Annotated in this window: 29 protein-coding genes; 11 read left to right on the plus strand and 18 right to left on the minus strand. The window is 71.7% G+C overall.

Features of this window, described 5'->3' with window-relative positions; all coding sequences use genetic code 11:
- The first annotated feature begins 79 nt into the window (after positions 1-79).
- Positions 80-1,537, plus strand: a complete 1,458-nt coding sequence (locus HCK04_RS26970; protein WP_142650198.1) for an MDR family MFS transporter — start codon at positions 80-82, stop codon at positions 1,535-1,537.
- A 269-nt stretch (positions 1,538-1,806) separates the two neighbouring features.
- On the opposite strand, the gene HCK04_RS26975 is transcribed toward HCK04_RS26970, so the two are convergent.
- The 4 genes from HCK04_RS26975 to HCK04_RS26990 form a co-directional block, all read right to left on the minus strand.
- The gene (locus tag HCK04_RS26975) at positions 1,807-2,991 is read right to left on the minus strand and encodes an endo-1,4-beta-xylanase (RefSeq protein ID WP_142650199.1); all 1,185 of its coding nucleotides are present in this window, start codon (positions 2,989-2,991) and stop codon (positions 1,807-1,809) included.
- 51 nt (positions 2,992-3,042) lie between these two features.
- Positions 3,043-3,672, minus strand: coding sequence for a polysaccharide deacetylase family protein (locus HCK04_RS26980; RefSeq protein WP_142650200.1), 630 nt, complete (start codon positions 3,670-3,672; stop codon positions 3,043-3,045).
- A gap of 297 nt (positions 3,673-3,969) precedes the next feature.
- Positions 3,970-5,979 (minus strand): ABC transporter ATP-binding protein, encoded by a 2,010-nt coding sequence (locus HCK04_RS26985; RefSeq protein ID WP_142650201.1) that lies wholly within the window; start codon positions 5,977-5,979, stop codon positions 3,970-3,972.
- Between the two features lie 32 nt (positions 5,980-6,011).
- Positions 6,012-6,236: a hypothetical protein gene (locus tag HCK04_RS26990; RefSeq protein ID WP_142650202.1), complete on the minus strand. Its 225-nt coding sequence runs from the start codon at positions 6,234-6,236 to the stop codon at positions 6,012-6,014.
- Between the two features lie 222 nt (positions 6,237-6,458).
- On the opposite strand from HCK04_RS26990, the gene HCK04_RS26995 reads away from it, so the two are divergent.
- On the plus strand, positions 6,459-7,193 hold the full coding sequence (locus HCK04_RS26995) for an alanyl-tRNA editing protein (RefSeq protein WP_142650203.1): 735 nt from the start codon (positions 6,459-6,461) through the stop codon (positions 7,191-7,193).
- Positions 7,194-7,384: 191 nt separating this feature from the next.
- On the opposite strand, the gene HCK04_RS27000 is transcribed toward HCK04_RS26995, so the two are convergent.
- Together HCK04_RS27000 and HCK04_RS27005 are read right to left on the minus strand one after the other, a co-directional pair.
- Positions 7,385-7,999, minus strand: a complete 615-nt coding sequence (locus HCK04_RS27000; protein WP_142650204.1) for a GNAT family N-acetyltransferase — start codon at positions 7,997-7,999, stop codon at positions 7,385-7,387.
- A 2-nt stretch (positions 8,000-8,001) separates the two neighbouring features.
- Positions 8,002-8,541, minus strand: a complete 540-nt coding sequence (locus HCK04_RS27005) for a DinB family protein (RefSeq protein WP_142650205.1) — start codon at positions 8,539-8,541, stop codon at positions 8,002-8,004.
- A 60-nt stretch (positions 8,542-8,601) separates the two neighbouring features.
- Between HCK04_RS27005 and HCK04_RS27010 the strand changes: the two genes are divergently transcribed.
- Positions 8,602-9,552, plus strand: coding sequence for a WYL domain-containing protein (locus HCK04_RS27010; RefSeq protein ID WP_142650206.1), 951 nt, complete (start codon positions 8,602-8,604; stop codon positions 9,550-9,552).
- 61 nt (positions 9,553-9,613) lie between these two features.
- Here HCK04_RS27010 and HCK04_RS27015 read toward each other — a convergent pair whose 3' ends face one another.
- On the minus strand, positions 9,614-9,859 hold the full coding sequence (locus tag HCK04_RS27015) for a hypothetical protein (RefSeq protein WP_142650207.1): 246 nt from the start codon (positions 9,857-9,859) through the stop codon (positions 9,614-9,616).
- A 280-nt stretch (positions 9,860-10,139) separates the two neighbouring features.
- On the opposite strand from HCK04_RS27015, the gene HCK04_RS27020 reads away from it, so the two are divergent.
- The gene (locus HCK04_RS27020) at positions 10,140-10,400 is read left to right on the plus strand and encodes a hypothetical protein (protein WP_142650208.1); all 261 of its coding nucleotides are present in this window, start codon (positions 10,140-10,142) and stop codon (positions 10,398-10,400) included.
- A 37-nt stretch (positions 10,401-10,437) separates the two neighbouring features.
- Here HCK04_RS27020 and HCK04_RS27025 read toward each other — a convergent pair whose 3' ends face one another.
- A complete protein-coding gene (locus tag HCK04_RS27025; protein ID WP_260617418.1) occupies positions 10,438-11,286 on the minus strand; it encodes a PIG-L family deacetylase in 849 nt (282 codons plus the stop codon).
- 80 nt (positions 11,287-11,366) lie between these two features.
- On the opposite strand from HCK04_RS27025, the gene HCK04_RS27030 reads away from it, so the two are divergent.
- Positions 11,367-11,846, plus strand: coding sequence for a hypothetical protein (locus HCK04_RS27030; protein ID WP_240971846.1), 480 nt, complete (start codon positions 11,367-11,369; stop codon positions 11,844-11,846).
- Here the strand turns inward: HCK04_RS27030 and HCK04_RS27035 are convergent.
- The gene (locus tag HCK04_RS27035) at positions 11,843-13,054 is read right to left on the minus strand and encodes an MFS transporter (protein ID WP_205830761.1); all 1,212 of its coding nucleotides are present in this window, start codon (positions 13,052-13,054) and stop codon (positions 11,843-11,845) included. The two genes, HCK04_RS27030 and HCK04_RS27035, sit on opposite strands and share 4 nt — an antisense overlap.
- Positions 13,055-13,196: 142 nt before the next feature.
- Between HCK04_RS27035 and HCK04_RS27040 the strand changes: the two genes are divergently transcribed.
- The 3 genes from HCK04_RS27040 (at position 13,197) to HCK04_RS27050 (ending at position 15,985) form a co-directional block, all read left to right on the plus strand.
- Positions 13,197-13,874: an alpha/beta hydrolase gene (locus tag HCK04_RS27040; protein ID WP_205830762.1), complete on the plus strand. Its 678-nt coding sequence runs from the start codon at positions 13,197-13,199 to the stop codon at positions 13,872-13,874.
- A 78-nt stretch (positions 13,875-13,952) separates the two neighbouring features.
- Entirely contained in the window at positions 13,953-14,426 is a 474-nt protein-coding gene (locus tag HCK04_RS27045; RefSeq protein WP_142650209.1) for a MarR family winged helix-turn-helix transcriptional regulator, read from the plus strand.
- On the plus strand, positions 14,423-15,985 hold the full coding sequence (locus HCK04_RS27050; RefSeq protein WP_142650210.1) for an FAD-dependent monooxygenase: 1,563 nt from the start codon (positions 14,423-14,425) through the stop codon (positions 15,983-15,985). Before HCK04_RS27045 ends, HCK04_RS27050 begins: the two co-directional genes overlap by 4 nt.
- Here the strand turns inward: HCK04_RS27050 and HCK04_RS27055 are convergent.
- Positions 15,982-16,932, minus strand: coding sequence for a sigma-70 family RNA polymerase sigma factor (locus tag HCK04_RS27055; RefSeq protein ID WP_142650211.1), 951 nt, complete (start codon positions 16,930-16,932; stop codon positions 15,982-15,984). The genes HCK04_RS27050 and HCK04_RS27055 overlap by 4 nt on opposite strands.
- A gap of 127 nt (positions 16,933-17,059) precedes the next feature.
- Here HCK04_RS27055 and HCK04_RS27060 point away from each other — a divergent pair, with 127 nt between their 5' ends.
- From HCK04_RS27060 to HCK04_RS27070, 3 genes are all read left to right on the plus strand, one after another.
- Positions 17,060-18,478 (plus strand): MFS transporter, encoded by a 1,419-nt coding sequence (locus HCK04_RS27060; RefSeq protein ID WP_205830763.1) that lies wholly within the window; start codon positions 17,060-17,062, stop codon positions 18,476-18,478.
- A 105-nt stretch (positions 18,479-18,583) separates the two neighbouring features.
- Positions 18,584-19,006 carry a nuclear transport factor 2 family protein gene (locus HCK04_RS27065; RefSeq protein WP_142650212.1) on the plus strand — a complete coding sequence of 141 codons (423 nt, stop codon included), beginning with the start codon at positions 18,584-18,586 and terminating at the stop codon, positions 19,004-19,006.
- A 72-nt stretch (positions 19,007-19,078) separates the two neighbouring features.
- Positions 19,079-19,924: an MBL fold metallo-hydrolase gene (locus HCK04_RS27070; RefSeq protein WP_142650213.1), complete on the plus strand. Its 846-nt coding sequence runs from the start codon at positions 19,079-19,081 to the stop codon at positions 19,922-19,924.
- Between the two features lie 84 nt (positions 19,925-20,008).
- On the opposite strand, the gene HCK04_RS27075 is transcribed toward HCK04_RS27070, so the two are convergent.
- The 8 genes from HCK04_RS27075 to HCK04_RS27110 all read right to left on the minus strand — a co-directional run bounded on the left by HCK04_RS27075 (position 20,009) and on the right by HCK04_RS27110 (position 26,918).
- Positions 20,009-20,821, minus strand: a complete 813-nt coding sequence (locus tag HCK04_RS27075; protein ID WP_142650214.1) for a sulfurtransferase — start codon at positions 20,819-20,821, stop codon at positions 20,009-20,011.
- Entirely contained in the window at positions 20,818-21,543 is a 726-nt protein-coding gene (locus HCK04_RS27080) for an ABC transporter ATP-binding protein (protein ID WP_142650215.1), read from the minus strand. The genes HCK04_RS27075 and HCK04_RS27080 overlap by 4 nt, the downstream gene beginning before the upstream one ends.
- Complete coding sequence (locus HCK04_RS27085) at positions 21,540-22,307, minus strand: ABC transporter ATP-binding protein (RefSeq protein ID WP_142650216.1); 768 nt, start codon at positions 22,305-22,307, stop codon at positions 21,540-21,542. Before HCK04_RS27085 ends, HCK04_RS27080 begins: the two co-directional genes overlap by 4 nt.
- The gene (locus tag HCK04_RS27090) at positions 22,304-23,236 is read right to left on the minus strand and encodes a branched-chain amino acid ABC transporter permease (RefSeq protein WP_142650217.1); all 933 of its coding nucleotides are present in this window, start codon (positions 23,234-23,236) and stop codon (positions 22,304-22,306) included. The genes HCK04_RS27085 and HCK04_RS27090 overlap by 4 nt, the downstream gene beginning before the upstream one ends.
- A complete protein-coding gene (locus HCK04_RS27095) occupies positions 23,236-24,111 on the minus strand; it encodes a branched-chain amino acid ABC transporter permease (protein WP_168066303.1) in 876 nt (291 codons plus the stop codon). The genes HCK04_RS27090 and HCK04_RS27095 overlap by 1 nt, the downstream gene beginning before the upstream one ends.
- Before the next feature lie 101 nt (positions 24,112-24,212).
- Entirely contained in the window at positions 24,213-25,391 is a 1,179-nt protein-coding gene (locus HCK04_RS27100; RefSeq protein WP_142650219.1) for an ABC transporter substrate-binding protein, read from the minus strand.
- A gap of 85 nt (positions 25,392-25,476) precedes the next feature.
- On the minus strand, positions 25,477-26,025 hold the full coding sequence (locus tag HCK04_RS27105) for a (2Fe-2S)-binding protein (RefSeq protein WP_142650220.1): 549 nt from the start codon (positions 26,023-26,025) through the stop codon (positions 25,477-25,479).
- The gene (locus HCK04_RS27110; protein ID WP_142650221.1) at positions 26,022-26,918 is read right to left on the minus strand and encodes an FAD binding domain-containing protein; all 897 of its coding nucleotides are present in this window, start codon (positions 26,916-26,918) and stop codon (positions 26,022-26,024) included. The genes HCK04_RS27105 and HCK04_RS27110 overlap by 4 nt, the downstream gene beginning before the upstream one ends.
- Positions 26,919-26,920: the final 2 nt, after the last annotated feature.

The raw sequence follows: 26,920 nt of genomic DNA on the forward strand, positions 1-26,920 counted from the left end.
CCTCAAGTCCTTGTGGGAGCCCAGGCTGGGACGCCAGCAGCGACCACGTCGTCCCCCTACAACCCTTGATCGAGGTGCCATGTCCATCGCACAGGTCGATTCCCCAGCCGAACCCGCGACCGCGGTTTCGAGACGCACCCCGGCCGTGATCCGGCTGCTGGTGCTCGCCACGTTCGTGGTCATCCTCAACGAGACGATCATGATCAACGCGATCCCGCGGCTGATGGGCGCTCTGCACATCACCGAGCAGACCGCGCAGTGGCTCTCGACCGCCTTCATGCTGACCATGGCCGCCGTGATCCCGATCACCGGTTGGTTCCTGCAAAGGGTGACCACGCGCCGCGCGTACGCCACCGCGATGGGCCTGTTCCTGCTCGGCACGGCGTTGGCCGCCGTCGCGCCGTCGTTCGAGGTGCTGCTGGGCGCCCGCATCATTCAGGCGTGCGGCACGGCCGTGATGATGCCGCTGCTGATGACCACGTTGATGCAGGTCGTGCCCGAGTCGGAGCGGGGCCGCGTGATGGGCAACGTCAGCCTGGCCATCTCGGTCGCGCCCGCGATGGGCCCGACGGTGTCGGGCGTGATCCTCCAGTTCGGCTCCTGGCGGTTGCTGTTCGCCGTGGTGCTCCCCATCGCCGGGATGATCACCTGGCGCGGCCTGAAGCAGCTCAAGAACGTCGGCGAGACCCAGGTCAGCTCGATCGACTGGCTGAGCGTGGTGACCTCGGCCGTGGGCTTCGGCGGACTGGTCTACGGGCTCAGCCGGTTCGAGGGTGGCAACGTTCGCGTGGCCGCCGCGATCGTGGGAGGCGGTCTGGCCGCCATCGCCGTCTTCGTCGTCCGCCAGATGTCGCTGCAGAAGCGCGGCGTGCCGCTGATGGACCTGCGCACCCTGCGCCACCGCACCTACACGGTCGCGCTGATCCTGATGGCGGTGTCCTTCATGGCGATGCTCGGCTCGATGATCCTGCTGCCGTTGTATCTGCAGAACATCCGCGCGCTCAGCCCCCTGGAGACCGGGCTCCTCGTGATGCCGGGCGGTCTCGCGATGGGGCTGCTCGGTCCGCCCGTCGGCCGCCTGTTCGACCGGTTCGGCGGCCGGGTCCTGGTCATTCCCGGCGCTGTCGGGATCGCGCTCGCGCTCGCCGGCTTCACCCAGGTCACCATGACCATGCCCTACTGGCAGCTCCTGGCGCTGCACGCGCTGCTGATGGTGAGCCTGGCCGCGACCTTCACCCCGGTGTTCACCCTCGGGCTCGGCGCGGTGCCCCCGCACCTCTACTCCCACGGCAGCTCGATCCTGAGCACGCTGCAGCAGGTCGCCGCGGCCTTCGGCACCGCGCTGGTGATCACCGTGATGAGCGCGCGAGCCGATGCCCTGCGATCGGCGGGAGTCGCGGAGGCGCTCGCCGACCTCGACGGCATGCGGCTGGCCTTCGTCATCGGCGCCGTGCTGTCTGTGGCCGTGGTCGTCACCGCCGTGCTCCTGCCCGCCCGAGCGGACAGCGCCGTCAAGTCGGCGGGGCCCGTCCACTGAGATGGGCCTGACATTGGCGGAGGGACGCCTGTGGTCGATCCGCCCGCCCCGCGATCGCGGAACGAGCGGATCTGGTCATCCGGCGGTCACAGCGCCTGGCGGCATATCCCTGGGGAAGAGGACGCCGCCGCCAGGCGTCGTACGGCGGGATGTGGCACACGGGGCCGCCTCGTGGAGTGCGGCCCCGTGCCCGTCGGCCGATGCGATCAGTCCGGCTGGTTCGGCCGGTTCGGCTGGGTCGGTCCGTTCGGCCGGCCCGGCTGGGTCGGTCAGGGGCGGCCCGGGCCTCCGCCGTCGCGGCGCGGCGCGCCCGCGGCGAGTGCGAGGTCCTGCTGGATCACGTAGTACTGCGACTTGGGCTTCAGGTCCGCGTCATACAGCAGGGCGGCGCCCTCCTGCGGGTCGGCGAACCAGCCGGGGATCCAGGAGTAGGTGTCGCCGAAGCCCCACGGGGTGAACGAGATGCACTCGCGCACCGCCAGGCAGGCCTTCAGAGCGCGGGACCAGTAGCTCTCCTGGGCGTAGACGGCCAGCGGGTTGGTCGGGGTGTTCACGTTCGGCGCGGCCTCGGTGAACGTGCGGACGTCCACCTCGGTCTCGGCCACCTTCAGGCCGAGGTCCGCGAAGCGCTGCAGGTTGTTCTGCAGGTCGGGGAAGCCGTACTGGGTGTCCAGGTGGCCCTGGAAGCCGACGCCGTCGATGGGCACGCGCTGCGCCTTCAGCGTCTTGACGAAGTCGTACACCGCGTTGCTCTTCGGCCCGGTGAACTCGAGGTTGTAGTCGTTGTAGAACAGCAGGGCCTTGGGGTCGGCCTCGTGTGCCCAGCGGAAGGCGTCGGCGATGTAGCCGAGGCCGCCCCACGCCTTGTACCAGATGGTCTCGCGGGGCTTGCCGTCGTCGTCGAACGCCTCGTTGACGACGTCCCACTGCCAGATGTCGCCCTTGAAGTGCTTCACCTGGTCCTGGATGTGCTTCTTGAGCACGGCCTTCACCTCGTTGTTCGACAGCGTGGTGGTGAAGCCGTCGGAGGAGAGCCAGGTGGGCAGCTGGTTGTGCCACACCAGCGTGTGACCGCGGACCAGCTGCTTGTTCTTCTTCGCGAAGGAGACCAGCCGGTCGGCCGCGGCCCAGTCGTACGTGCCGCGGTTGGGCTCCACGAGCTGCCACTTCATCACGTTCTCCGGGGTGACGCTGGAGAACTGCTCGGCCGTGATCCGGGTGTATTCGGCGTTGCTGCCGAGCTCATCCGTGTTCACGGCGGTGCCGATGCGCAGGCCGATGCGGTCGCCGAGAGCGCGCAGCGAGTCCGCGGGGACGGGCGCGGAGTGCCCGGGGCCGGGCGGAGGAGGGGCGGGGGCGGCGCCGGGCTCGGCCGAGGCCGAGCCGGTGAGAGCCGCCCCGCTCAGCAGGACCGTGGCGCTCACGAGGCCGATGGACAGTGCGGAACGAAGCACACGAACTCCTCGGGGGATGAAAGTGGGGGGTTGATGGGTACTGCGATCGGGTCAGCCCCGGCGGGCGGGCAGCGACAGGCGCCATCCCTCCGACCGGAGCGCGGGAATGACCGTGTCGACGGCGGCGATGGTCTGACTTCGGTCCCCGCCGCCGTCGTGCATCAGGACCACCGCCCCCGGTGTGATCCCTTCTCTCAGGCGGCGGACCAGCTCGGCGGTGCCCGGCGTCTCCCAGTCGCCGATGGCCAGACGCCAGCCCAGCGCTTGCATGCCGAGGTCTGCCGCGACGGCCGGCGTCTGTCCCCAGTTGCCGTACGGGGCACGGAAGTACGGGATGCGCGCCCCTGGTACGGCCGCGCGGATGGCGGCGGTCGTCTCCAGCAGATCGGCGCGGATCCGCTCGGCCGGCCAGGTCGCCATGTCGTCGTGGCGCATGCCGTGGTTGCACAGCGTGTGCCCGTCGGCGACGATCCGCCGGACGACCTCCGGGTGCTGCCGCACATGCTCGCCCCAGAGGCAGAAGACCGCCTTCACGCGGTGCTCGCGCAGCACGTCGAGCAGGCGCAGGGTGTCGGGCGGGTTCGGCCCGTCGTCGAAGGTGAAGCTGACCGACCGCCCGCCGCCGCGGGCCGAGTCGACGACCGTGGGAGTCGGGTTGTCGGCCAGTGCCGGGTGTGCCATGCCCAGCAGCAGACCTATCGCGGCCAGTGGAGCGGCGAGAAGACGTGGCCTGCGTGGGCGACGGCTTCGGTTGACCACGATGACTCCATCTTCAGACGACGTACGCCCGAAAGTTTCTGTGACATTACGAAAGTAATGCAGACCATAGGAACGCGATAGTGCTACGTCAAGAGGTCAAAACCGCCCGCAAGCTCGCGTACACGGTGTCGTGGCTGATGAAAGGCATGCCAGCGGGTTCCCGACCGCCGTAAAACACCCGGCAGCCCCTCCGAAACTTTCGGGTTAGAAGGGGTGTGATCAGGGGAGGCGGCCGGCCTCCTCGTCGTGGAGGTACGCCGACGCCTGGAGGGTGAACAGCTCGGCGTATCCGCCCCCGAGCCGCATCAGTTCGGTGTGGGTGCCGTCCTCCACGAGCCTGCCGTCCTCCAGGAACATGATCCGGTCGGACTGGCGGACGGTGGAGAACCGGTGCGAGATGTACAGCGTCGTCTGTCCCGCCGCCAGGGCGCGAAGCCGGGTGAACAGATCATGCTCGGCCTGCGCGTCGAGCGCGGAGGTCGGCTCGTCGAGCACGAGGATCGCGGACTCGCGCATGAACGCCCTGGCCAGCGCGATCTTCTGCCATTCACCGCCGGACAGGCTGACGCCCTGGTCGAACCACCGGCCGAGCGGACTGTCGAAGCCACTGGGCAGCCGCTCGAGGCGCTCGGCTATCCCGGCCCGCTCGGCGGAGTCCGCGATCGCCTCCCTGTCCTCAAGATGCGAGAGGTCGCCGAGGCCGATGTTCTCGCTCGCGGTGGCCTGATAGGTCACGAAGTCCTGGAACATCGCGCTGATCCTGGCCCGGTAGTCCTCCGGGTCGTACTCCCTGATGTCGACGCCGTCGAGCAGGATCCGGCCCTCCGTCGGGTCGTACAACCGGCACAGCAGCTTGATCAGGGTGGACTTGCCCGCGCCGTTGCGGCCGACGACCGCGACGGTCTCGCCCGGACGGATCTCGAAGCCGACCCGGTCGAGCGCCTTGACGTCGGAACCGGAGTAGCTGAACGAGACATCCTCGAACCGCACGTGACCCCGTACGTCGGCCGGCACTGGGCGGGGCCGCTCCGGCCTGCGGATCTCCGGGCGGGTGCCGAGGAAGCGGTAGAGCAGGTCAAGGAACAGGTTGTTCTCGTACATGCCGCTGAACCCCAGGAACAGGCCCTGGACGGCACCCTGCACGGCGGTCGCGGCGCCGGTGTAGAGCGCGAGATCACCCAGGGTGAGCCGGCCCGAGCCGGCCTGCACCGCGATGTAGAGGTAGATCCCGGAGCTGGTGAGGGTCGTCAGCATGCTCCACGCGGCGGCGGCCGCGTTGCGGGTGCCGATCAGCTTGCGCTGCCGTTCGTAGTAGACCTGGCCGAGCCGGCGGAACCGGTCGACGAGATAGGAGCCGAGCCCGAAGTGCTTGATCTCCTTGGCGTACGTGTCGGTGGTGACGAGCCCGGCCAGATACTCCATCCGGCGGCGGATCGGTGAGCCGAGGAAGCTGAACGCGAAGCTCCTGGCGGAGTATCGGGTCTGCGAGACGAACGCGGGGATCGGGGTGACGAGCGCGACGACCGCGAGCAACGGGCTGATCGCGATCAGCATGGCGATCATCGTGCAGAACGTGATCACGGTTTTCACCAGGCCGAACGCGGAGTTCATCATCGACAGCGGGCGGCTGGGCGCCTCCTGGTCGGCCTGCCGCAGCAGGTCGTAGGACTGGGAGCCTTCGAAGAAGGCGAGATGCAGGTCGCTCGCGTGCGCCATCACCTTGTGGCGGATGGTGAGCACCATCTTCTCCTGCAGCAGTTGCTGGGCGATGTTGGTGAGCGACGTGACGACCGTGGTCACCGTGAAGAGGAGGAACTGCAGCGCGGCCACTGCGACGATCTTGGCGACCGACGTCATGGCGATGCCCGGGAACAGCGGCACCGTCAGCATGACGACGTCCGAACGGTGCTGGGCGTGCACCTGGATGCCCTCGACCACCGAGTCCATCAGCAGCTTCGTCATGTACGCCGAGGCGGTGGGCAGCAGGCCGCTGACGATGGTGACCGCGCCGATCACCACGGTCAGCACGGGACTGGCCTGCCATGTCAGCCCGACCACGCGCGGCAGCCCGCGCGCGGTGCCGGCGACCGTCTGCCGGATCCGCCGCCACCGCGACCTCAGGTCTCTGGGCTGTTCGCGCGGCGTGGTGTCCGGAATGTCGATAGGGCCGGTCAGCCCGCTGTCGGCGATGCTGGTCGGGTCGTCCAACCCGAGTGGCAGGCGGCGCATCGCCGATTCGATGCCGCCCCCACCCCGGTCCACTAAGCACCGCCCTGAGACCTGGCCGGCGGTTTCGCGTGCTCGAACGCGCCGTGCGGGAAGGGCTCGATCGGCGAGGCCAAGAGGATCGGTTCGCCGTTCGCGTCGGGCCGGCGAAACCGGGCGGACAGCGCCGCCGGGGCGATCCGACCGATCGTCACCGCGGCTCCGCGCTCGGCCATAAGCGGAACGGTCACGTTCACGGCGCGGCGTTGCCCGGCGCTCATGCTCGGGCCCTCGGCGCCTGGCCGGCGGCGTCCGGCAGGGGCTGCGTCAGGGGCGTTCGGTGGGGGTTTCGTCATGCCTCGACCGTACGGAGTGAGCACTCACTCCGTCAAAGCGTTTCTCGCCGACCGGGCTCGTCCGGTTCTGACCGACGGCATTGACTGGGCCGTGCGGCTTGTGCTCGGGCCGGTCCCGCCTCGCCTACCGTGGCTAGACTCGGTGAGGTGACGTTCGATCTGCATGGGCGGACGAGGCGACTGGAGCTGACCGACCAGGATCTGCGGTCCTTCGAGGCCGTCGTGCTGGAGGCCACGCCGGACGGGATCGTCCTGGACCGATCGGCCTTCTATCCGGGCGGCGGAGGCCAGCCGCCGGACCACGGCGTGCTGCTGTGGCAGGGCGTCGAGACCCGCATCGAGGGTGTACGCAAGGGCGACGACCTCTACCTCATCCCCGCTGCGGACGACCCGATCCCGCCAGCCGGAACGGTCGTGCGGGCGGCGGTCGCCGACGAGCGGCGCTCCGCGCTCATGCGCACGCATTCGGGTCTGCACGTGCTGTGCGGCGTCGTCTTCCGCGACTACGGAGCCCTGGTCACCGGCGGGAACATGGAGCCGATGACCGCGCGGATGGACTTCAACCTCCCCGAGGTGCCGCCCGGGTTCAAGGAGGCGGTCGAGGAGGCGTGCAACGCCGAGATCGCCGCCGACCGCCGGATCGACGTACGGGTGCTGCCCCGCGCGGAGGCGTTCGCGATCCCCGACATCATCCGCACCGCGACGAACCTCGTGCCGGAGGGCATCCCCGAGGTGCGGATCGTCGACATCGTGGGCCTGGACACCCAGGCCGACGGGGGTACGCACGTCGCCTCGACCAAGCAGATCGGCAGGATCAAGGTCGCCAAGATCGAGAGCAAGGGCCGCGGCTTCCGCCGCCTCCGCATCGCGATCGCCGACTGACCGCGCCCCGGCGGACCAAGCCGCCGGCCGGCTGCGCCGTCGGCTGATCGTCGCCCGACCGGGCCGCCGATCGCCGGGCCGTCCCGTCGGCCGGCCGAGCTCCGGTCGGCCGGGCCGGTGGCCGGCCGCGCTGCCGACCGCCGGGTCAGCTGAGCGCGCCGCCGACCCGCCGCACGCCGAACATCGGCAGGTCAGAAGTCGATCCGTACGACGGCTCGTGCGAGGGTCGGCCTGCTCACCTCGGTGAACCCGGCGTCGAGGAAGACGTCGCGGCTGCCGACGTGCAGCTCGCCCCAGGTGATCTCGACCCCCGGCCTGGTGATCATCGGGTATGCCTCCAGGGCCCGGGCTCCCCGCTCACGCGCGTAGTCGATCGTGGCGTGCGCGAGCGCGTAGGTCACCCCGCGCCGGCGGAAGCCCTTGCGGGTGACGAAGCAGGTCACGGCCCAGACGCTGTCGTCGGCCTGGTCCTCCTGCCGCCCCTTCCAGGGGACGCGGGTGCGGGTCAATTGGGGATAGGCCGTACGGGGCTCGACCGCACACCACCCGACCGGCTCACCGTCCAGGTAGGCCACGAGACCGCTGGTCGACCGGGCGCCGGGGGTTCCGCAGCCGGTCTGTTCGCGCAGGCGCGCGGCGCGTTCCGCGTCGGACACCGAGTGCCACTGGTAGGTGAAGATCTTGTAGCGCTGGCAATGGCAGTCCGTCGTGCCGAAGACGGCCTCCAGGTCGTCCCACGACGCCTGGTCGGCGGGGACGACGACGAGTCGATCGGCGGGAATCGGCTCGGTGATGTCCTGCCTCATCTCTACGGGTGGTCCTCTCCGACCAGGCCGTCCACGGACTCGCGGATGAGGTCGGCGTGCCCGGCATGGCGGGCGTACTCCTCGATCATGTCGATCAGCAGGCGGCGGAGGCTGGGCGACTCGCCGCGTGAGCTGGTGTACACCGCGAGCCGTCCGAGGCCGCCCTCGGCCAGCGCCTGCCGTACGTTGGCCCGGGAGCGGGCCACGGCGTCCTGCCACAACGTCGTCAACTGCTCGGGGGTGTCGTCGGTGGCGGTGCGCCACTCCCACTCGGGGTCGGCGTCGAAGTCCACCGTGTCCCACGGCGGCGCAGGAGGTCGCCCCAGCAGCTTCTGCGAGAACATGTCGTCCTCCACCAGCGCCAGGTGCTTGAGCAGCCCTCCCAAGGTCATCGACGACGCGGCGGTGGTCGCCCGCAGACCGGCCGCGTCGAGCCCGCCGCACTTCCAGGCGAAGATCCGGCGCTGGCGGTCAAGGGAGCCCAGCAAGGTGTCGATCTCGTCACCGGCGACCGGCGGCTCATGGAGGACGTTTTCGGTCATGCGGCACAGGCTACGGTGCATTCCGGACGATCCACTTCCGGAATATGGCGGGTTTGCCGAATGACGCACGACGAGAGCCCGACGGCGCGGGCGCTCCTGCTCCTCGAACTGATCCAGAGCAGTCCCGGCATCACGGCGGAACGGCTGGCCGGGCGGCTCGGCGTCTCGGAGCGGGCCGCCCGGCGTTACGTCGGCATCCTGCGTGAGGCGGGCATCCCCGTGGAGTCCGAACGCGGCCCCTACGGGGGATACCGCATCGGCCGGGGGCTCCGGCTGCCGCCCCTGATGTTCACGCAGGCCGAGGCGCTCGGGCTGGTGATGGCCGTGCTCGACGGTCACCACGACTCGGCGGACGCGGCCGATCCCGTGGGCGGCGCGCTCGGCAAGATCCTGCGGGTGCTTCCCGAGGCGGTCGCGGGGCCGGCCGCGGCCGTACGGAGCCTGAGCACGAGACACCCCGAGCCCGGGGCCAGACCGCCCAGCCCGGAGACCACCGCCGCCCTCGTCCAGGCCTGCGCGGGGCGCCGCCGGCTGCGGCTCGGATATCGCATCCGCCCGGGAGACGAGCGGGTCATGGAGGTCGATCCGTGGGCCGTCGTCGTACGCCGCGGCCGGTGGTATCTGCTGTGCTGGTCGCACACGAAGCACGCCCGCAGGGTGCTGCGGGTGGACAAGGTGGCGGACGTCGAGGTGCTCGACGTGCCGGCCGGCCCTCCGGCCGATCTCGACCCGGCGGAGATGCTGGAAGACCATCTGTCGGCGGGGTGGCGGCACCAGGTGGAGGTCGTCGTCGACGCGCCCGCCGAGGCCGTGGCCGAGTGGATCCCGCGCAGCCTGGGCCACCGCGAGCCGATCGACGCGACCACCACGCGCCTGGTGGGCAGCACGGACGAACCGGACTGGTACGTCCGGCAGCTCACCGCGATCCGGGCGCCCTTCCGCATTGTCGGGTCACCCGAACTGCGCGAGGCCGCCGAAGCCCTGGGCCGGCGCCTTCTCGGGCATCGCTGAAGGGCCGGCCGGCGAAACCGCCGCGGGGGACTTCGCGGCCCCGGCGCGAGGCGTCCAACTGTCACTTCTCCCGTCCGGGAAACGGCGGCAACTCGCCCAGGTCCGTGGTCTTCGGCGGGGTCTGCACCTGCGACCGTCGCGTGGGGGAAGGGACCCGCAGGACGATCTTCAGTACCTGGACCGCGCGGGTCTGACGCTTGGCCGACGGTGCCCAGATAGCGGTCAGACCGGCGGCCACGACGACCACGGCGACGGCGACGGGCACGATCGACGCCCCCATGCCCACGGTTTTGAAGAACTCGGTCACGAACGGCCTCCCGGGCAGCGCGAAGCTGACCAGAGGTCTCTCCCGCCCATCCTGTGGCCGGACCGGCGGCCCCGGGCGCTCACGCCGTAATGACGAGGCCGTCGCGAAGGGATACTCCCCTCTGTTCTCGCCGTAAGCGTAAGGGCCGGTGCCGTTGCCGAGCCAGGCACACTTCACTCACCGCAGCCCACGCGGTTCCCCCTGTGCCGCGCCGGTGCACTGTGATGTCAATTACCCCGATTTGCCGTGAACCCCGGCGTCCGGACAGTACCCAATCACGATGGACTCGACGGATCCGGAGCTGTTGCGGCAGGTCGCCGTCATGGCGGCGGGCCGTGTGATGTTCACCGACCCGGTGACCGGCATCGTCGACCGTGCCCAGGGCGCGACGTGGGAGGTCGTCACTCGCGGGACGCCCCCGGCCACCGGCGTGGTCGTGTCGGCGGTCGGCGGGCCCGACGGCACGCGCTACCGCGTGGTCAGCCAGGACGGGCCGGACCCAGCGGCGGTCCCGGTCCGGCCGTCGCTGGAGGAGGGGTAGGTCGCACTCATGCGCGAGGGCGTCCCGAGCTGAGCGCTCAGTCGCGCAGGCCGGCGAACAGGTCGTCCTCCTTGTCGGGGGCGGCCACCCGGGACGTCGTCCGGATGAAGTACTCGCGTGAGAACGCCTGGTGCTGGGCCTCCGGCGGCATCTTCAGGAAGGGGATGTTGTCGCCCTGGCTCGCGTGGGCCGCCAGCGCCTTCAGCTTGTTCTCCACGTACGGCGAGACGTCCACGACGCTGGTGATGAGCTCGTCGGGCGTGCCGAAGTCGTCGGGGAGCTCGAAGTCGTCCGGCGCCATGCCGTTGGCTCGCATGAACTCGAACATCTGCCGGATGCCCTCACGCGGCACGGCGGCGTAGTAGAACTTGTCCGGAATACCGGTCTTCTCGGCCGCCGCGACCGCGATGCGGTGGGCCTGGATGTGGTCGGGGTGCCCGTAGTTGCCGTTCTCGTCATAGGTGACTACGACCTGAGGGCGGTAGTGCTCCATCAGCGTGGCGAGCCTGGCGGCGGCCGTCTCGACCGGGACGTTCGCGAACGCGTCGGGGTGGCCGTTGCCGTCCCAGCCGTCCATGCCGGAGTCGCGGTAGCCCAGCAGTTCCAGGTGGTCGATCCCCAGGTGGGCGATCGACTCGTGCAGCTCGGCCAGCCGCCGCTCGGCGACGGCGGCATCGTCGTGACCGGGCTCGCCCGGCTTCACCCCGCCCGGGCCGTCCCCCTGCTCGCCGTTGGTGCACGTCACCAGGACCGTACGGATCCCTTCGGCGGTGTATTTCGCGAGGATCCCGCCGGTGCCGATCACCTCGTCGTCGGGGTGCGCGTGCACGGCCATGAGGGTGAGCTGTCGGTCCATTCCGTCCCCCGGAGTGTCGTTTACCGTCACCCGGACGAGCCTATATCGCCCCTTGAACGTCGCGCGGGCGCGTGCCGTTTGGGGCGGCCCGGCCCGGTTAGGCGACCGCTATGAGCATTTATCGAGACATGGCGGCGGGAGCGGTCGCGGGAGCGGCCGGGACGACCGTGCTCAACGCGATCACCTATCTGGACATGGCGGTGCGCGCCCGTCCGGCGAGCTCGCTGCCGGAGCAGGCGGCCGGCGCCGTCAGCGAGCGGCTCCACGTCGGCCTCGGCGAGGAGGAGGACGCCCGCAACCGGGAGCAGGGGCTCGGGCCCATGCTCGGCATCCTCACCGGCGTCGGTGTGGGCCTCGCCTACGGCCTGTTCCGCCACGCCGTACGGCGGAGGGTCAGCCTCCCGGCCGCGGCGACCGGGGTGGGCATGGCGGCGGCGGTCGCGGGCAGCGCGCCGATGACCGCGCTCGGGCTCACCGACCCGCGCGAGTGGGGCGTCGGCGGCTGGATGTCCGACCTGCTCCCCCACCTCGGATACGGCCTCGCCACGGTCGCGGCGTTCGAACTGACCAGGTCCCGCCGCCGGCGCTAGCTAGAGGAGGAGGCGGCGGTGCTCGCGGCCGGGGTCATGCGGGTGGTCACCAGCCACCAGATGACCAGTTGCAGCAGGGCCAGCGCCACGGCGAAGGGCGGCAGCGTCCAGGCGCCGATCCCCTGGGCGATCGCCCCGGCGAGCCACGGGAACACCGCGCCGCCGATCACCGACACCCCGTTGATCAGCCCGATGGCGGTGGGCACCAGCCGGGCCACGGTGAGCCGGGGCGCCACGGCCATCGTCGTGGGGAAGATCGGCCCGAGCCAGAAGCCGAGCAGCACGAAGCTGACGCTGGCCATCACGGCGCCCGGCACGAGCCAGGCCAGCGTCGTGCTGAGCGTGACCCCGGCCAGGCAGAGGAAGGTCATCCCGGTCGCGGTCATGCCGAGCCGGGTGGCGATCGGGCTGATCAGGAAGCGGCCCAGGGTGAGCCCGAGCCAATACCCGGAGACGGTGTATCCGGCCAGCAGGCCGCTCTGCCCGTGCTCGTCGACCAGGAAGCTGAATCCCCAGTTGCCGACGCTGATCTCCAGGCCGACGTACACGGCGAGGAACACCGCGCCCAGCAGGACGGCGGGCTGCCGTGAGGCGGTGGCCAGCAGGCCGGAGCGCTCCGCGTGCTCCTCGGCGGTCGCGGGCGGCGGGGCCTCGCGGGCGGGCAGGGTCAGATAGAAGCCGATCAGCAGCGGCAGGCAGACCAGGGCCAGCACCAGCCACACGGCCGTCCAGGGCAGGAAGGTCAGGATCCAGGTGGCCAGCAGCGGCCCGAGCAGCGCGCCGACGCCGAAGAACGCGTGCAGGCGGTTGAGCAGCGTCGTCGCCCCGGGCAGGTCGGTCAGGTAGGAGTTCAGCACCGATTCGAAGATGCCGGTGCCATATCCGGCCACGATCTGGATCACCAGGAAGGCCAGGAACGGCGGGCGCACGGCGGTGAGGAGACCGGCCAGTGCGAACGTGCCGCCGCCGAGGAGGAGCGAGGCCCGGATGCCGAGGCGGTGGATCAGCGGGCCCGCGGTCGAGCCCGACAGCATGAACCCGGCGGAGAAGGCGAAGAACTGGGTGCCGATCGTGGCCTTGTCGAGGCCGTAGTCGTCGATCTGCGCCGGCAGCAGCACCCCGCCCACGCCGGAGCTCAGGCCGACGAGGATGAAGGTGGCATAGGAGAGCGCGACCGGCGCCCAGAACTCGCGCCGCAGTGCGGACACCTGACCTCCCGCGTACGAGCAGCCTTCCGGCCACCCGGCAAGCGGGATCGGCCGACGATCAACGGTGATCCCGTTTTCGGCGACATGCTACTTGCTGTGCCCGTTGCTCCCATAGGGGTTTACCGGGGGTTATCGTCGCAAAGTGGCGAGCGCGAGGGTGAAGACCAACGGCATCGGGATCGCGTACCGGACGTACGGTCCGGACGGCGCCCCGCCGCTGATCCTGCTGCACGGTCTGGGCGAGGGCATGGCCGGCTGGGACGGTGTGGCCGGCGCGCTGGCCGTCGGCCGGCACGTGTACGCCCTGGACCTGCGCGGTCACGGCGCCAGCGACTGGCCGGGGGACTACGGCCTGGAACTCATGCGCGACGACGTCCTCGCCTTCCTCGACGCGCTGTCGCTCGACCCGGTCGACGTGATCGGGCACTCCATGGGCGGCGTCGTCGCCTACCTGCTCGCGGCGGAGCGGCCGGGCCGGGTGCGGACACTGGTCCTGGAGGACGTCCCGCTCCCGGTGCCGCGTGTCCCGCCCCCGCTCGTACGGCCGGAGGGGCCGCTGTCGTTCGACTGGGCCATGGTCGAGGCGATCAGGCCCCAGATCGACGAGCCCGACCCGGCCTGGCTGGAGCGGCTGGGCCGGATCACCGCCCGCACGCTCGTGATCGGCGGCGGGCAGGACAGCCACATCCCGCAGGACCGGGTCGCCGAGATGGCCCGCCGCATCCCCGGCGCCGTGCACGTCACGATCCCGGCCGGGCATCTGGTGCACGAGACCGCCCCCGACGCCTTCGTCCGCGAGGTCACGGCCTTCCTCGGTTAGAGCGAGGTCACGGCCTTCCTTGGCCAGACCGGCTGACAGGGCCGGTGGCCCGATCCCGTCGCGGCATATACTTCCTTCATGGAAGTAACTAGTTCGGTCTGGACGATCGTACGGGCGTTGCATCGGGCGGCCCAGATACAGCGGCGAGCTGCGGCGGCCTCCGAACCGGGGCCCGTGGCTCTCGGCCTGTTGAATCTCGCGGCGCAGGGCGGTGTGCGGCCGAGCGCGGCGGCGGCGGAGCTGGATGTTCCACCGCAGTCGGTGACACGGGCGGTCGCGGAGCTGGAACGGCTCGGGTTCGTGCATCGCGTCGGCGACGCCTCGGACGGACGGTCGTACGCGATCGAGGTGACCGACGCCGGGCGCCGGGAGCGCGCGCGGTTCCAGGCCGAGATGACCGCACGGTTCTCGGCGCATCTCACCGGCTGGGAGCCGGAGGAGATCCGCCGTTTCGCCGACCAGCTCGATCGTCTGGTGACCTCGCTGGCCTCGGACGCGCCCGCCCGCCCGGCCGCGGAGCGGAAGCCGAACGCGTGGCGGACGTCGTCATGAGCGACGTCGATGTGATCGTCGTGGGCGCGGGCCTGGCGGGCCTGGCGGCGACCGCGTTCCTGGCCCGGCAGGGGGTGCGGGTGCTGGCCGTCGACCGGCACCCGGGCACCTCGGTGCATCCGAAGGCGCGGCTGGTGAACGTCCGGTCGATGGAGCTTTATCGCACCCTGGGCATCGAGGCGGAGGTCCGCGCGGCGGGCGAGGCGAACAGCGGGTTCGAGAACGCCGAGACCCTGGCGGGAGAGTGGGCAACGTGGATCGCGCCCCCGGCCGACGAGGTCGAGGCGGCGGGCCTGAGCCCCACCGTGCCGTACTCGTGCGACCAGCAGCGTCTCGAACCGATCCTGCTGCGACGCGCGCGAGAGCTGGGAGCGGAGGTCCGGTTCCGCACCACGGCCGTCCTGACGGACATCACCGCCGACCAGGTGACGGTCGGTTTGCGTGGGGAGGACGGCGAGGAGAGGTTCGTACGCGCCCGGTTCCTCGTCGCCGCGGACGGCGCCCGCAGCGGCATCCGCGCCCGGCTCGGCATCGCGCTGCGCGGCGAGGAGATCAAGGGGGAGTCGGTCAGCGTGGTCTTCCGCGCCGATCTGGCACCGGCCCTGCGCGGGCGGGAGGTCAACGCGATCATGTGTCGCGACGCCGGCGCGTTCCTGTTCGCCCGCGGCACCAAGGACGACCGTTCCTGGCAGCTCGGCACCTACCTCCGGCCGGGATGGGCCGCGCTGGAGCCCGGCGAGCTGGACGACCGGCTCGTCGAGGTCATCCGGGCGGCGACGGGCCTGCCCCACCTGCGTCCGGTGATGGAGGACACCGCGCGGTGGACGACCGGCGCCTACGTCGCCGGCCGTTTCCGCGCAGGCCCGGTGTTCCTCGTCGGAGACGCGATCCACGTGATGCCGCCCTACGGCGGCTTCGGCGGCAACACCGGAGTGCAGGACGCCCACAACCTCGCCTGGAAGATCGCCGCCGTGTGCCGTGGCGATGCAGCCGAGACGCTGCTGGACACCTACGAGCCGGAACGGCGGCCGATCGCCGAGCTGACCGTCGCCCAGGCGCTCCTGCGTTCCCGCAAGAGGCCCGGACAGGCGCCGCCACCGGAGCAGATCGACGCCGTCGCGCTCGCGCTCGGCTTCCGATACGGGCACGACTACGGGCACGACGGCGGCGCCCCGGTCGAGGACCCCGCCCGGCCGAGTGGCCGGCCGGGCACCCGGATGCCGCATGTGCGCCTCGGCGACGGCCGCAGCACGCTCGACCTCCTCGATCCCACCCGCTTCAGCCTCGTCGGCCGCAGCACGGAGCCGGTCGTCCGCGATCTCGCGGCCCGCCTCGATGAGCTCCGTGAGCTCGTCGCCGCCGTTCCCGTGGCCGCAGTTCCCGTGGCCGCAGTTCCCGTCGACCCCGGCGTCGTCGACCCCGCCCACCGCGAACGGTGGGACGCGGTGTGGGACCCGGGCGCACTGCTCGTCCGTCCCGACGGCGTCATCGCGGCACGGATCAGGACCCGATCCGAGATGCGCGAGGCGCTCCTCTCCTGCCTCGGGAGACGTCGCTAGACCATGGGCGGCAGCGAGAAGACGGCGAACAGGGCGGGGTCGCCGAACACGACGTTGCGCGCGACGCGGTCCCCGTAGATCGTGAGCACCTGGAGCGAGTGGGCCCGGAAGACGCCGTCGCCGCCGTCCACGTAGGCCGCGAGCGCAGGCTGTCCGTTGGCGCGGGTCGGCACCATTCGCCAGGGGCCCCGGGCGGCGCAGACCCAGCGGATGAAGTCGCCGAACATCTCCCGCCCGGCGAACCACGACAGGAACGGCGGCATCTCCAGCACGGCGTCCTCCCGCAGCAGCCGCTCCAGGGCCTCGACGTCGGCCTTCTCGAACGCCGCGACGTAGCGGTCGAGCAGGTCGCGGCAGGCCGGGTCGTCCGGCTCGACCAGGTCGTCCTCGGCGGGCGCCACCCGGTCGAGCTGGGCGCGGGCGCGCTGCAGGGCGCTGTTGACCGCGGCGACCGAGGTCTCCAGCAGGCCGGCGACCTCGCTCGCCCGCCAGGCCAGCACCTCGCGCAGGATGAGCACCGCCCGCTGCCGTGGCGGCAGATGCTGCAGGGCCGCGACGAACGCCAGCCGGACCCCGCCCCGCGACGCGACGAGCGCGGCGGGGTCCACCAGCGCGTCGGGAACGGGCTCCAGCCAGGTCACCTCGGGCAGCCGCCGCTGCGGTCCCGCCTCCGGGTCGTCGCTCGGGCCGGTGAGGCCGGACGGCAGGGCCCTGCGCCCGCGCTGTTCGAGCGCCGTGAGGCAGGCGTTCGTCGCGATGCGGTAGAGCCAGGTGCGCGGGGAGGCCCGCCGCTCGTCGTAGTCGCCGGACGCCCGCCACGCCCGCAGCATGACCTCCTGCAGCAGGTCCTCCGCGTCGTGCACCGAGCCGAGCATCCGATAGCAGTGCGTCATCAGCTCACGCCGGTAGGGCCCGGTGATCTGCTCGAACTCCTCGTCACTCCACATGTGTTCTCCCGCGTCGCGTGGCCGTCACCGGTATCTACCGCCTCGCCGCGCCGGACTCATCGGTCGCCGATGAGTTTTCCGGCCGGCCCCGGTACGTACCGGTGAACCCACTGCGGAAGGACACGACGTGACAACCAGCCATACCGTCCGCCCCGCGCCGCCCCGTGCCGGGCGGCCCTGGCCGATGCTGGCGGTGCTGCTCGCCGGCCAGTTCATGGGGCTGCTGGACCTCTACATCGTCAACGTGGCGATCCCCAGGATCGGCGCCGACCTGGGGGCGTCCGGCGCCGCGCTGCAACTGGTCGTGGGCGGCTACATCATCGCGTACGCGACCCTGCTCATCACCGGCGCCCGGCTCGGCGAGCTGTACGGCAGGCGCCGCATGTACGTGATCGGGGTCGCCGGATTCACCGCGGGCTCGCTGCTGTGCGGGCTCGCGCCCGATGCCGGGACGCTGATCGTCTTCAGGTTCGTCCAGGGGGCCGCGGCGGCGGTCATGGTCCCGCAGATCATGAGTGTGATCCAGACCAGGTTCACGGGCAGGGCCAGGGCCACCGCGCTGAGCGCGTACACCGCGGTGCTCTCGGCCGGTTCGGTCGTCGGGCTGGCGCTGGGCGGGGTGCTGGTCGGCGCCGACCTGGCCGGCACCGGCTGGCGGCCGGTGTTCCTCGTGAACGTGCCCGTGGGCGTCGTGCTGACGGTCGTGGTGCCCCGGCTGGTGCCCGCGGACGCGCCGCCGGACCGGCCGCGCGGCTCGCGCCGGCTCGACCTGCGGGGCCTCGCGCTCGCGCTGCCCGCCACGCTGCTGGTCGTGCTCCCGCTCGTGCTGGGCCGGGAGGCCGGGTGGCCCCTGTGGACGTACGCGTCGATGGCCGCGGGGGTGGTGCTCGCCGCCGTGTTCGTCGTGGCGCAGCGCCGTACGGCGGCCCGCGGCGGCGACCCGCTGCTGAACCTGGACGTGCTGCGGGCGACCGGCATGCCCTCGGGGCTGACGACGCTGCTGGCCCTGATGGTCGCCTATGGCGGGTTCCTGTTCACCTTCGCCCTGCATCTGCAGGGCGTGCTCGGGGAGAGCCCGCTGCGTGCCGGGCTCACGTTCCTGCCCATGGCCGCGGCGTTCGGGCTGGGCAGTTTTCACTGGCGCAGGCTTCCGGGGCGGATCCACCACCTGCTGCCACCGGCCGGGCTGGCGCTCAGCGTCGTCGGCACCGCGGCCCTGGCCGTCTCGGCGACCGGCGACCCGGTGATGTGGGCCGCGCTGGTGGTGCTCGGCGCGGGGCTGGGCGTCTCGACCAGCCTGCTCACCCACGCCCTGGTCCACGTGCCGCCCGCCCGCGCCGCCGACGCGAGTGGCCTGCTGACGACGACCATGCAGTTCGGCCAGCTCAGCGGGGTTGCGGTGTTCGGTGCGGTGTTCCTCGCCCTGGCCGATCCGCCGCGTCCGGAGGCCATGGGCGCGACCGCCTGGTGGCTGGCGCTGGCCGCGGCCGCCGGCGCGGTGAGCGCCGTCGCCCTGGCCCGTGCCGTACGGGCCCGGCCCGCGTGAGGCCAGGTGCCGCGTCCGGCGGCGTTGCGTCCCCTGTGGACGGCCTTTGCCAAGGCGGGGTTACCGTGGGGTGTACGCCCTGGGGCCCTGGGGGAGTGATCCGTCATGCCTTACGGCCGACAGCTCGCCGACCGCGTGCTGGACGCGGTGAACGCGCATGACCTCGACCGGCTGGCGGCGTGCTACGACCGGCATGCCGTCCTGGTCACCCCTCTGAGCATGTGCGAGGGGCGCGATCGGATCATCGGCTACTGGAAGGACCTGTTCGGGGGCTTCGTCGACCTGGCCATGACGGTCTGGAACAGGGTGGAGTACGCCGAGCCCGGCTTCAACGAGTGGATGATGACGGGCACGCACACCGGCACCATCGCGCTGCCGGACGTCGTCGCGGACGCGAGCGGCCGGCGGATCACCCTGCGCGGCTGCGGGGTGTTCCACACGAAGAACGGCCTCGTGGCCACCCATCGGCACTATTTCGACCTGCTGGAGCTGTACTGCCAGCTCGGATTCTCGCTCGACATCGACTAGCTAACCTCACCCCGCTTTCGGGTGATTTGTGGTGGTTTACGTAGCCTGGAAGCCTGGGAGAGGGGAGGCGTCATGCCCGATCCAGCGGACGCGACCGTGTTCTTCGTGGGAAACGCCACCATGATCATCCGTTCTCACGGTTTCACCGTGCTGACGGATCCGAACTTCCTGCACCAGGGGCAGCGGGCCCATCTCGGCTGGGGGCTGAGCACCCGTCGCCGTACGGAGCCGGCGATGGAGATCACGGAGCTCCCGCCGCTGGACCTGGTCGTGCTGTCGCACATGCACGGCGACCACTGGGACAGGATCGCCAGGAAAGGCCTCGACAAGGACCTGCCGATCGTCACCACCCGACACGCGGCGGCCCGGCTGCGCCGCCAGGGTTTCGTCCGCGCCATCGGCCTGGAGCCGTGGGAGTATCACCACGAGCGCCACGGGGACGGCACGCTCACCGTGACGGCCACGCCCGCCCGGCACGCGCCGGGCCCGGTGAACTCGATGATGCCGCCGGTGATGGGAAGTGTGCTCGACTTCGCGCACGCGGGCGAGGTCGATCTGCGCCTGCACATCAGCGGCGACACGATCATGGACGAGTGCCTGTCGGAGATCCCGCGCCGCTTCCCCGACATCGACGTCGGCATCCTGCACCTCGGCGGCACGCGGATCCTCGGCGTCACCGTGACCATGGACGGCGCCCAGGGGGTGGAGTGGCTCGGGCTGATGCAGCCGGAGTCGGCCCTGCCCGTCCACTACGACGACTACGCGGCGTTCGCCTCCCCGCTCAAGGACTTCCAGCAGCACGTCCGGCGAGCGGGGCTGTCGCACATGGTCCACTACCTCATGCGCGGCGAGACCTACCGCCTGCCCGTACGGAAGGCCGGCGTACGCCCGCACCGCCCGGTCGTCGGGCCCGGCTGACCGCACCGGGGACCTTCGAGGACTCACCACGCGGTGAGAACGCCGCCGCGGCGTTGTCCTGCCCCGGCCGTACGGACCTCGCGATCAGGCGGAGTGGCTCTCCTTCGGAGTGGCGGGATCGGCGCTCCACTCCGACCACGAGCCGTCGTAGACGGTGAGCCGATCGAACCCGATCTCGCGGAGGGCCAGGAAGGCGGCGCTGGCGGAGACCCCGCCGCCGCAGTAGAGGATCGTGGGCCGGTCCCGTACGATGCCGGCCCGCTCGGCGAGCTCCGCGATCTCGGACGGGGCGCGCAGGAGGCCGCCTTCGGCGAAGAGGGCCGGCGCCGGGAACCTGACCGCGCCGGGGATGTGGGCGCCGGCCGCCCGGTAGGTCTCGTCCATCCGGCAGTCGGCGATCGTGACGTCCCCCGTGCCGAGGGCCGCGAGCACGTCGTGCTTGGTGACCCGCAGGTCCCGGGGTCCGGGCACGGGGTACGTACGAGGCTCGGGCGCGGGCACCTCGGCGGTGACCGGCCGGTCCTCGCGCAGCCACGCGGGCAGCCCGCCGTCGAGGACGTGGGCGTCGGCGTGCCCGTACTGGCGAAGCGCCCACACCAGCCGTGCCGCCATGTAGATCGTGCCGTCGTCGTAGGCGACCACGGTCGTGTCCGGCCCGATGCCCGCGGCCCCGAGCACGCGGGCGAACGCCTCCGGCGTGGCGAGCTGGCCCTCGACCGGGTCGTCCTCGTCCGACAGGTCGCGCAGCCAGCTCAGGTAGACGGCGCCGGGGATGTGGCCGTCCGCGTAGGCGCGCGCACCCGCCTCCGGGTCGTCGAGCCGCCACCGTACGTCGACGATCCGGACACCCGGGTCGGTCAGCCGGGCCGCGAGCTCGGCGGTGCCGATGAACGTCATGATTGCTCCTTTGTGCCGAGATAGATGTCGCGGACGCGAGTGGAGGAGGACAGGTCGGCGGCCGGGCCGGATTCGGCGATGCGGCCGGTCTCCAGCACGTAGGCGTGGTCGGCGAGGTCCAGCGCGAGCTTGGCGTTCTGCTCGACCAGCAGGATGGTGTGGCCCTCGTCGCGCAGCCGGGCCAGCGCCTGGTAGATCCGCGTGACGAGCTTGGGCGACAGGCCCATCGACGGCTCGTCGAGGATGAGCAGGGTCGGCCGGGCCATGAGCGCCCGGCCGATGGCGAGCATCTGCTGCTGGCCGCCGGACAGCAGCCCGGCCGGGGCGTCCAGCCGGCCGGCGAGCTCCGGGAAGGTGCCGAGCACCCGGTCCAGCTCGTCGTCGCTCCGCCAGCTCCGGGGGCGGGTCGCCGCTCCCATGCGCAGGTTGTCGCGGACCGACAGCCGGGCGAAGACGCGCCGCCCCTCGGGCACGTACGCGATGCCGAACCCGGCCATCTTGTGCGCCTCGTGCCTGCTCACGTCGGTGTCGCCGACCTTCACCACGCCGGAGCGGTCCGCCTGCAGCCCGAGCAGGCCCCGGATGGTGGTGGTCTTGCCCGCGCCGTTGGCTCCCAGCAGGCAGGTGACCCGGCCGGTGGCGGCCTCGAACGAGACGCCGTGGACCACCTCGATGCGGCCGTAGGCGACACGCAGGTCGCGGATGGTGAGCGCGGCCGTCATGGTGTCCCCTCTCCCAGGTACGCCTCGATGACGCGGGGATCGGCGCGTACCTCCGCCGGGTCGCCCACCGTCAGCAGCTCGCCGTGGTCGAGCACCGCGATGTGGTCGGAGACCTCCATGACGAGCTGCATGTTGTGCTCGATGAGCAGCACGGCCACGCCCGCCCGCGCCATGCGGGTCACCTGCTCGCCCACCATCCGCGCGCTGGTCGCGGGCAGCCCGGCGGCCGGCTCGTCGAGCACGACCACGTGGGGGTCGAGGGCGAGTACCCTGGCCAGCTCCAGGAGCTTGGCCTGGCCGAAGGGCAGGGACTCCACCGGCACGTCGGCCGAGTCGGCCAGGCCGAACCGCTCCAGCAGCTCGCGGGCGGCCGTGCGCAGCCGCCGTTCCTCCCGCCGCGCGCCCGGCGGCGCGAGCAGGGCGCCGACCAGCCCGCTGCCGCCCCGGCCGTACGCGCCCATCATGACGTTCTCCAGCACCGTGAGGCCCTTGAAGATCTCCAGGTTCTGGAAGGTGCGGGCCAGCCCTGCCGAGGCGCGCAGCTCCGGACGCTGTCCGGTGAGGTCGCGGCCGGCCACCTCGATCCTGCCCCGGTCGGGGCGTTCGAAGCCGGAGACGATGTTGGCCAGGGTGCTCTTGCCGGCTCCGTTGGGGCCGATCAACGCGGTCACCATGGCCGGCCGCACGGTCAGGCTGACGTCGTTCAGCACGCTGACCCCGCCGAAGCTCTTGGAGACCCCCGTGATCACCAGTCCTTCGCTCATCGGGCCCTCCTCGGCGCCAGGCGCGCGGTCAGGCCGCCGACGCCGTCGGGGAACGCCTGGACGGCCACCAGGAACACCACGCCCACGATCAGCGACTCAAACCCGGCGTACTCGGTGCCGAGCTGGGACAGGCCGGTCAGCAGCGCCGCGCCGATCAGCGGGCCGGTGGGACGGCCCGCGCCGCCGACGGTCAGGCCCACGACGAACAGCACCGCTGTGAAGAAGCCGAAGGACGAGGGGCTGACGAAGGTGTCGTGGAACGTCTGCAGGGCTCCGGCCACCCCCGCGTAGCAGCCGCTGAGGCCGAAGGCGAACAGCCTCAGCCGGTAGGCGGGCACCCCGCTCGCCACGGCGGCGGGCTCGGAGGACCCGAGCGCCCGCAGCGCCCGGCCCGCCCGCGAGGACGCCACGTTGTGCGCCACGAGCACGCCGAGGAAGGCGAGCGCGGCGGCCAGGACGTACATCGCGGTGGTCCCGCTCACGGCCTCGCCGAGCGGCGGGATGCCGAGCAGGCCGTTGGGCCCGCCGGTCAGCCAGGTCAGCCGGCCGAACAGCAGATAGAGCACGTAGCCCGCCGCGAGGGTGGCCATCGTGAAGTACGTGGCCCGCAGCCGCAGCGACGCCGACCCGATCAGCAGCGCGACCACGGTGACCAGCAGCGGCGCGCACACGAAGGCCAGGACCGGCGGCAGGATCGAGCGCGCGCTGAGGATGCCCGCCGTGTAGGCGCCGAGGCCGTAGAGGCCCGCCTGCGCCAGGGAGATCATCCGGGCGTGGCCGTTGATGAAGTCGAGCCCCGTGAGCAGGAGCAGCATGACGCAGAACTGCACCAGCACCGAGTGCGCGTAGTCGGAGACGAACACCAGAGGGAGGGCCACGAGCAGGACGCCGGTCGCCACCGGCGGCGACAGGACACGCGAGACGGCCATCAGACGCGCACCGCCTTCCGCTGCGCGAACAGGCCGGTGGGCCGGGTGAACAGCACGATCAGCAGGACGACGAACGCGACCGCGTCGCTGTAGGTGGCCGAGCCGTACCCGGCGACCACGGCCTCGGTCAGCCCGAGCAGCAGCCCGCCGGCCAGGGCGCCGTAGAGGTTGCCCAGCCCGCCGAGCATCGCGGCGGCGAACCCCTTGAGCCCGAGCAGGGTCCCCGAGTCGTAGGACATCACCGACAGCGGTGCGAGGCCGACCCCGGCGAGCGCGCCCAGCACCCCGGCGAGCACGAACGCCCAGCGGGCGGTCGTACGGAACGGCACGCCAAGGGAGGCGACCATCTCGGGGTCGTCGGCGGCGGCCCGCAGGATCGTGCCCCGGCGGGTGCGCCGGAAGAACGCCGACAGCGCCGCGGCGACCACCACGACGACCGCGAGGTTCCACAGCGCCTGGGTGTCGACGACCGCTCCGGCGACGTGCAGCGGCGCCTCCCCGAGGAAGTGGGGAAGCTGGTAGGTGCGCGCGCCGGTGGCCAGCAGGACCACCGCCTTGATCACCAACGTCAGCCCGATCGTCGCGAGGGTGATCACGTCGGCGTTGTGGGAGCGGGAGAAACGACCGGCCGCCAGCTCCGTCAGCAGGCCGGCCGCCACTCCGACGGCCAGGGCGGCGAGCAGGCTCACGACCAGCGGCGGTCGCAGCCACTCGTTGACGATCCCGGCCATGACGCCGCCCAGCATGACGAACTCGCCCTGCACGAAGTTCACCGCGCCGGTGCCGTTGGCGACCACGCCGAAGCCCACGGCCACCAGCGCGTACACCGCGCCCACGCTGAGCCCGGCGAACAGGACCTGGAGCAGCAGGGTCACCGGGCCTCCCACCGGGCCTCCCACCCGGCGCGGGAGAGCGGGGGCCGGGTCGTCCGGCCCCCCGCCAGGTCTCCGCTCGGGCGAACCACGCCGGACACGACCTAGCTCCCGGCGGGCACGAAGCGCGTGCCATCCCACTTGATCATCGTCACGCCGTCGGAGGCGAGGCCGCTGTGGTCCTGGGCGCTGTACCGGAACACGCCGGTGAGGCCGACGTACTCGCCCAGGTTCTCCAGCGCCTTGGCCAGCGCCGGGCCGTCGGTGGTGCCCGCCTTCTCGATGGCCTCGGCGGTGATCATCATGGCGTCGTACGCCTGGCCCGCGTAGACGTTGGGCTGCTCCTGGTACTTCGCCTGGTAGGCCGTGACGAAGTCGCCGATCGTCTTCTTCTGCGGGTCGGAGTCGGGCAGCAGGTCGTAGACGGGGAGCTTGGGGGAGGCCAGCACGGTGCCGACGCTCGCCTCCCCCGCCTGCCGCATGTACCTGTCGTCCACGAAGCCGTGGCCGTGCTGGATCAGCACCGAGTCGTCGCGCACCAGCGCCCGCGCGTTCTTGATGAAGGCGACGCCCGAGCTGTCGGTGGTCCAGGCGAGGTAGGCCTGGGGCTTGCCGGCCGCGAGCTTGCCGAGCGTGGGGGTGAAGTCGTTGGTGCCCGTGTCGAAGGACGCGACGTCCATCTTGATGCCGGCCGCGGGGACCTCCTGCTTGGCCACCTCCAGCGCCGACTGCCCGAAGCCCGTGGTGTCGGGCAGCATCGCGACCCGCGAGACGCCCTTGGCCCTCCAGAACTCGATGATCTTCTGGATGACGACGGTGTCGTTGAAGGTCGCCTTGAACGTCAGCGCGTGCGCGCTTTCCGGCTGCACGATGTTGCGGGCGCCCTCGGTGGCGACGAACAGCTTCTTCGCCGGTTCGGTGAGCTGCGCCATGGCCAGCGCGATGCCGCTGGCGCTGCCGCCGCCGACCACGACGTCGACCTTGTCACTGGTCAGCAGCTTGCGGGTCTGCGACACCGCCGTCGCCGTGTCGCCGGCCGGGTCGTAGAACTTCCACTCGATCTTCTTGCCGTCGATGCCGCCCCGCTGGTTGATCTGGTCGATGGCGAGCTCGATGCCCTTGCGCATCTTGTCGCCGACGTTCGCCGCCGGGCCCGTCACCGAGAACAGCGTGCCGACCTTGATCGTCTTTGCTTCGCCGCCGCCGGAGTCCGCGCCGGCCGAGCAGCCGGCCACCAGGACCGCGGTGGAGAGTGCGGCGGCGAGCCCATGCCTTGTCTTCATGTTTCTCCTAGTGCTGCCGATCGGGGTGCTGCCGATCGGTGTGCTGTTGATCGGGTCGCTGTTGACCGGGTCACTGTTGACCGGGTCACTGCCGATCGGGTCGCTGCTGATCGGTGTGCTGCTGATCGGGAACGTCGCGTTCCCACTGCTCGTCCGCCTGCCGTACGGCGGCGATGATGCCCTGGTAGCCGGTGCACCGGCAGAGGTTGCCGGACAGCGCGACGCGGATGTCGCGCTCGGACAGCCCCCGCCGGGTGCTGAGCAGCTCGTACGCCGTCATCAGCACCCCGGGGGTGCAGAACCCGCACTGCAGGGCGTGGTTGTCGGTGAAGGCGCGCCGCAGCGGATGGGAGGCCGAAGCGCCGGAGGCGAGGCCCTCCACGGTGGTGACCTCGTGCCCATCCGCCTGGACGGCCAGCAGCAGGCAGGACCGCACCGACGCGCCGTCGAGCAGGACCGTGCACGCGCCGCACACCCCCTGCTCGCATCCGACATGCGTGCCGGTGAGCCGCAGCTTCTCGCGCAGCAGCTCGGCGAGGCTCTCGCGCGGCTCGGCCCGTACGGCGTGCTCCACGCCGTTGACGCGCAGCCGGACGAGAATCCGCTCGTCACGCTCCCCGGGACCGGTGGTCACCGCTGCTCACCCGCCCGGGACCAGGCCGTCTCCAGGCTCCGCAGCGTCAGCGCGTACACCAGCCGCCGCCGGTGCGCGGCGTCGGTGCGGGCGTCGCCGTACGGCTCGCACTGGACCGCGGCGGCCCTCGCCACCGCCCGGAACGCCTCGGGAGACGCCGCGGACGCCTCCGCAGACGCCTCCGGAGCGGCGCCGATCAGCGAGGCCGCCGCGGGCACGCGCCACGGACGCGGCCCGACCCCGGCGCAGACGAGGGCGGCGTCCGCGATCACGCCGCCGGCGGTCAGCGTCAGCTCGCAGGCGACGCCCACCAACGGCAGGTCCGCGTGCCTGCGGCTGTACTCCACCCACGCCTGGCCGGTGCGCGGCGGCGGGAGCGGGAACCGCACGCCGATCGCCATCTCGCCCAGGGCCAGCGACGTGTGGTTCGCCCCGAGGAAGAACTCGCCGGCGGGACACGTCCTGAGCCCGGCCGCGGACGCGATGCTCACCTCGGCCCGGCAGGCCACGGCCACCGCGGGCAGCTCCGCGGACGGGTCGGCGTGCGTCAGGCTGCCGACGATCGTGCCCCGGTTGCGGATGGCGATCCTGCCGATCAACGCCGTCGCCTCGGAGAGGATCGGAATCCGGGCGCGCACGTCCGCGTCCAGCTCCACGCGGCGCTGCCGTACGGTGGCGCCGATGTGGAGCGCGTCGTCGTCCCACCGCAGGACGTCCAGGCCGGCGACGGCGTTGATGTCGACCAGCGTCCCGGGGCGCGCCGCCCGCCGGTTGAGCAGCGGCACGAGGCTCTGCCCGCCGGCGAGCACCCGGGCGTGCCGATTCCCGGCGAGGTGGGCGAGCGTCTCCTCCAGCGAACGCGGGCGCACGTAGTCGAAGGCGGCGGGTCTCATCG

It is taken from the genome of Microbispora sp. CL1-1 (assembly GCF_012034195.1).
Taxonomy (GTDB): Bacteria; Actinomycetota; Actinomycetes; order Streptosporangiales; family Streptosporangiaceae; genus Microbispora.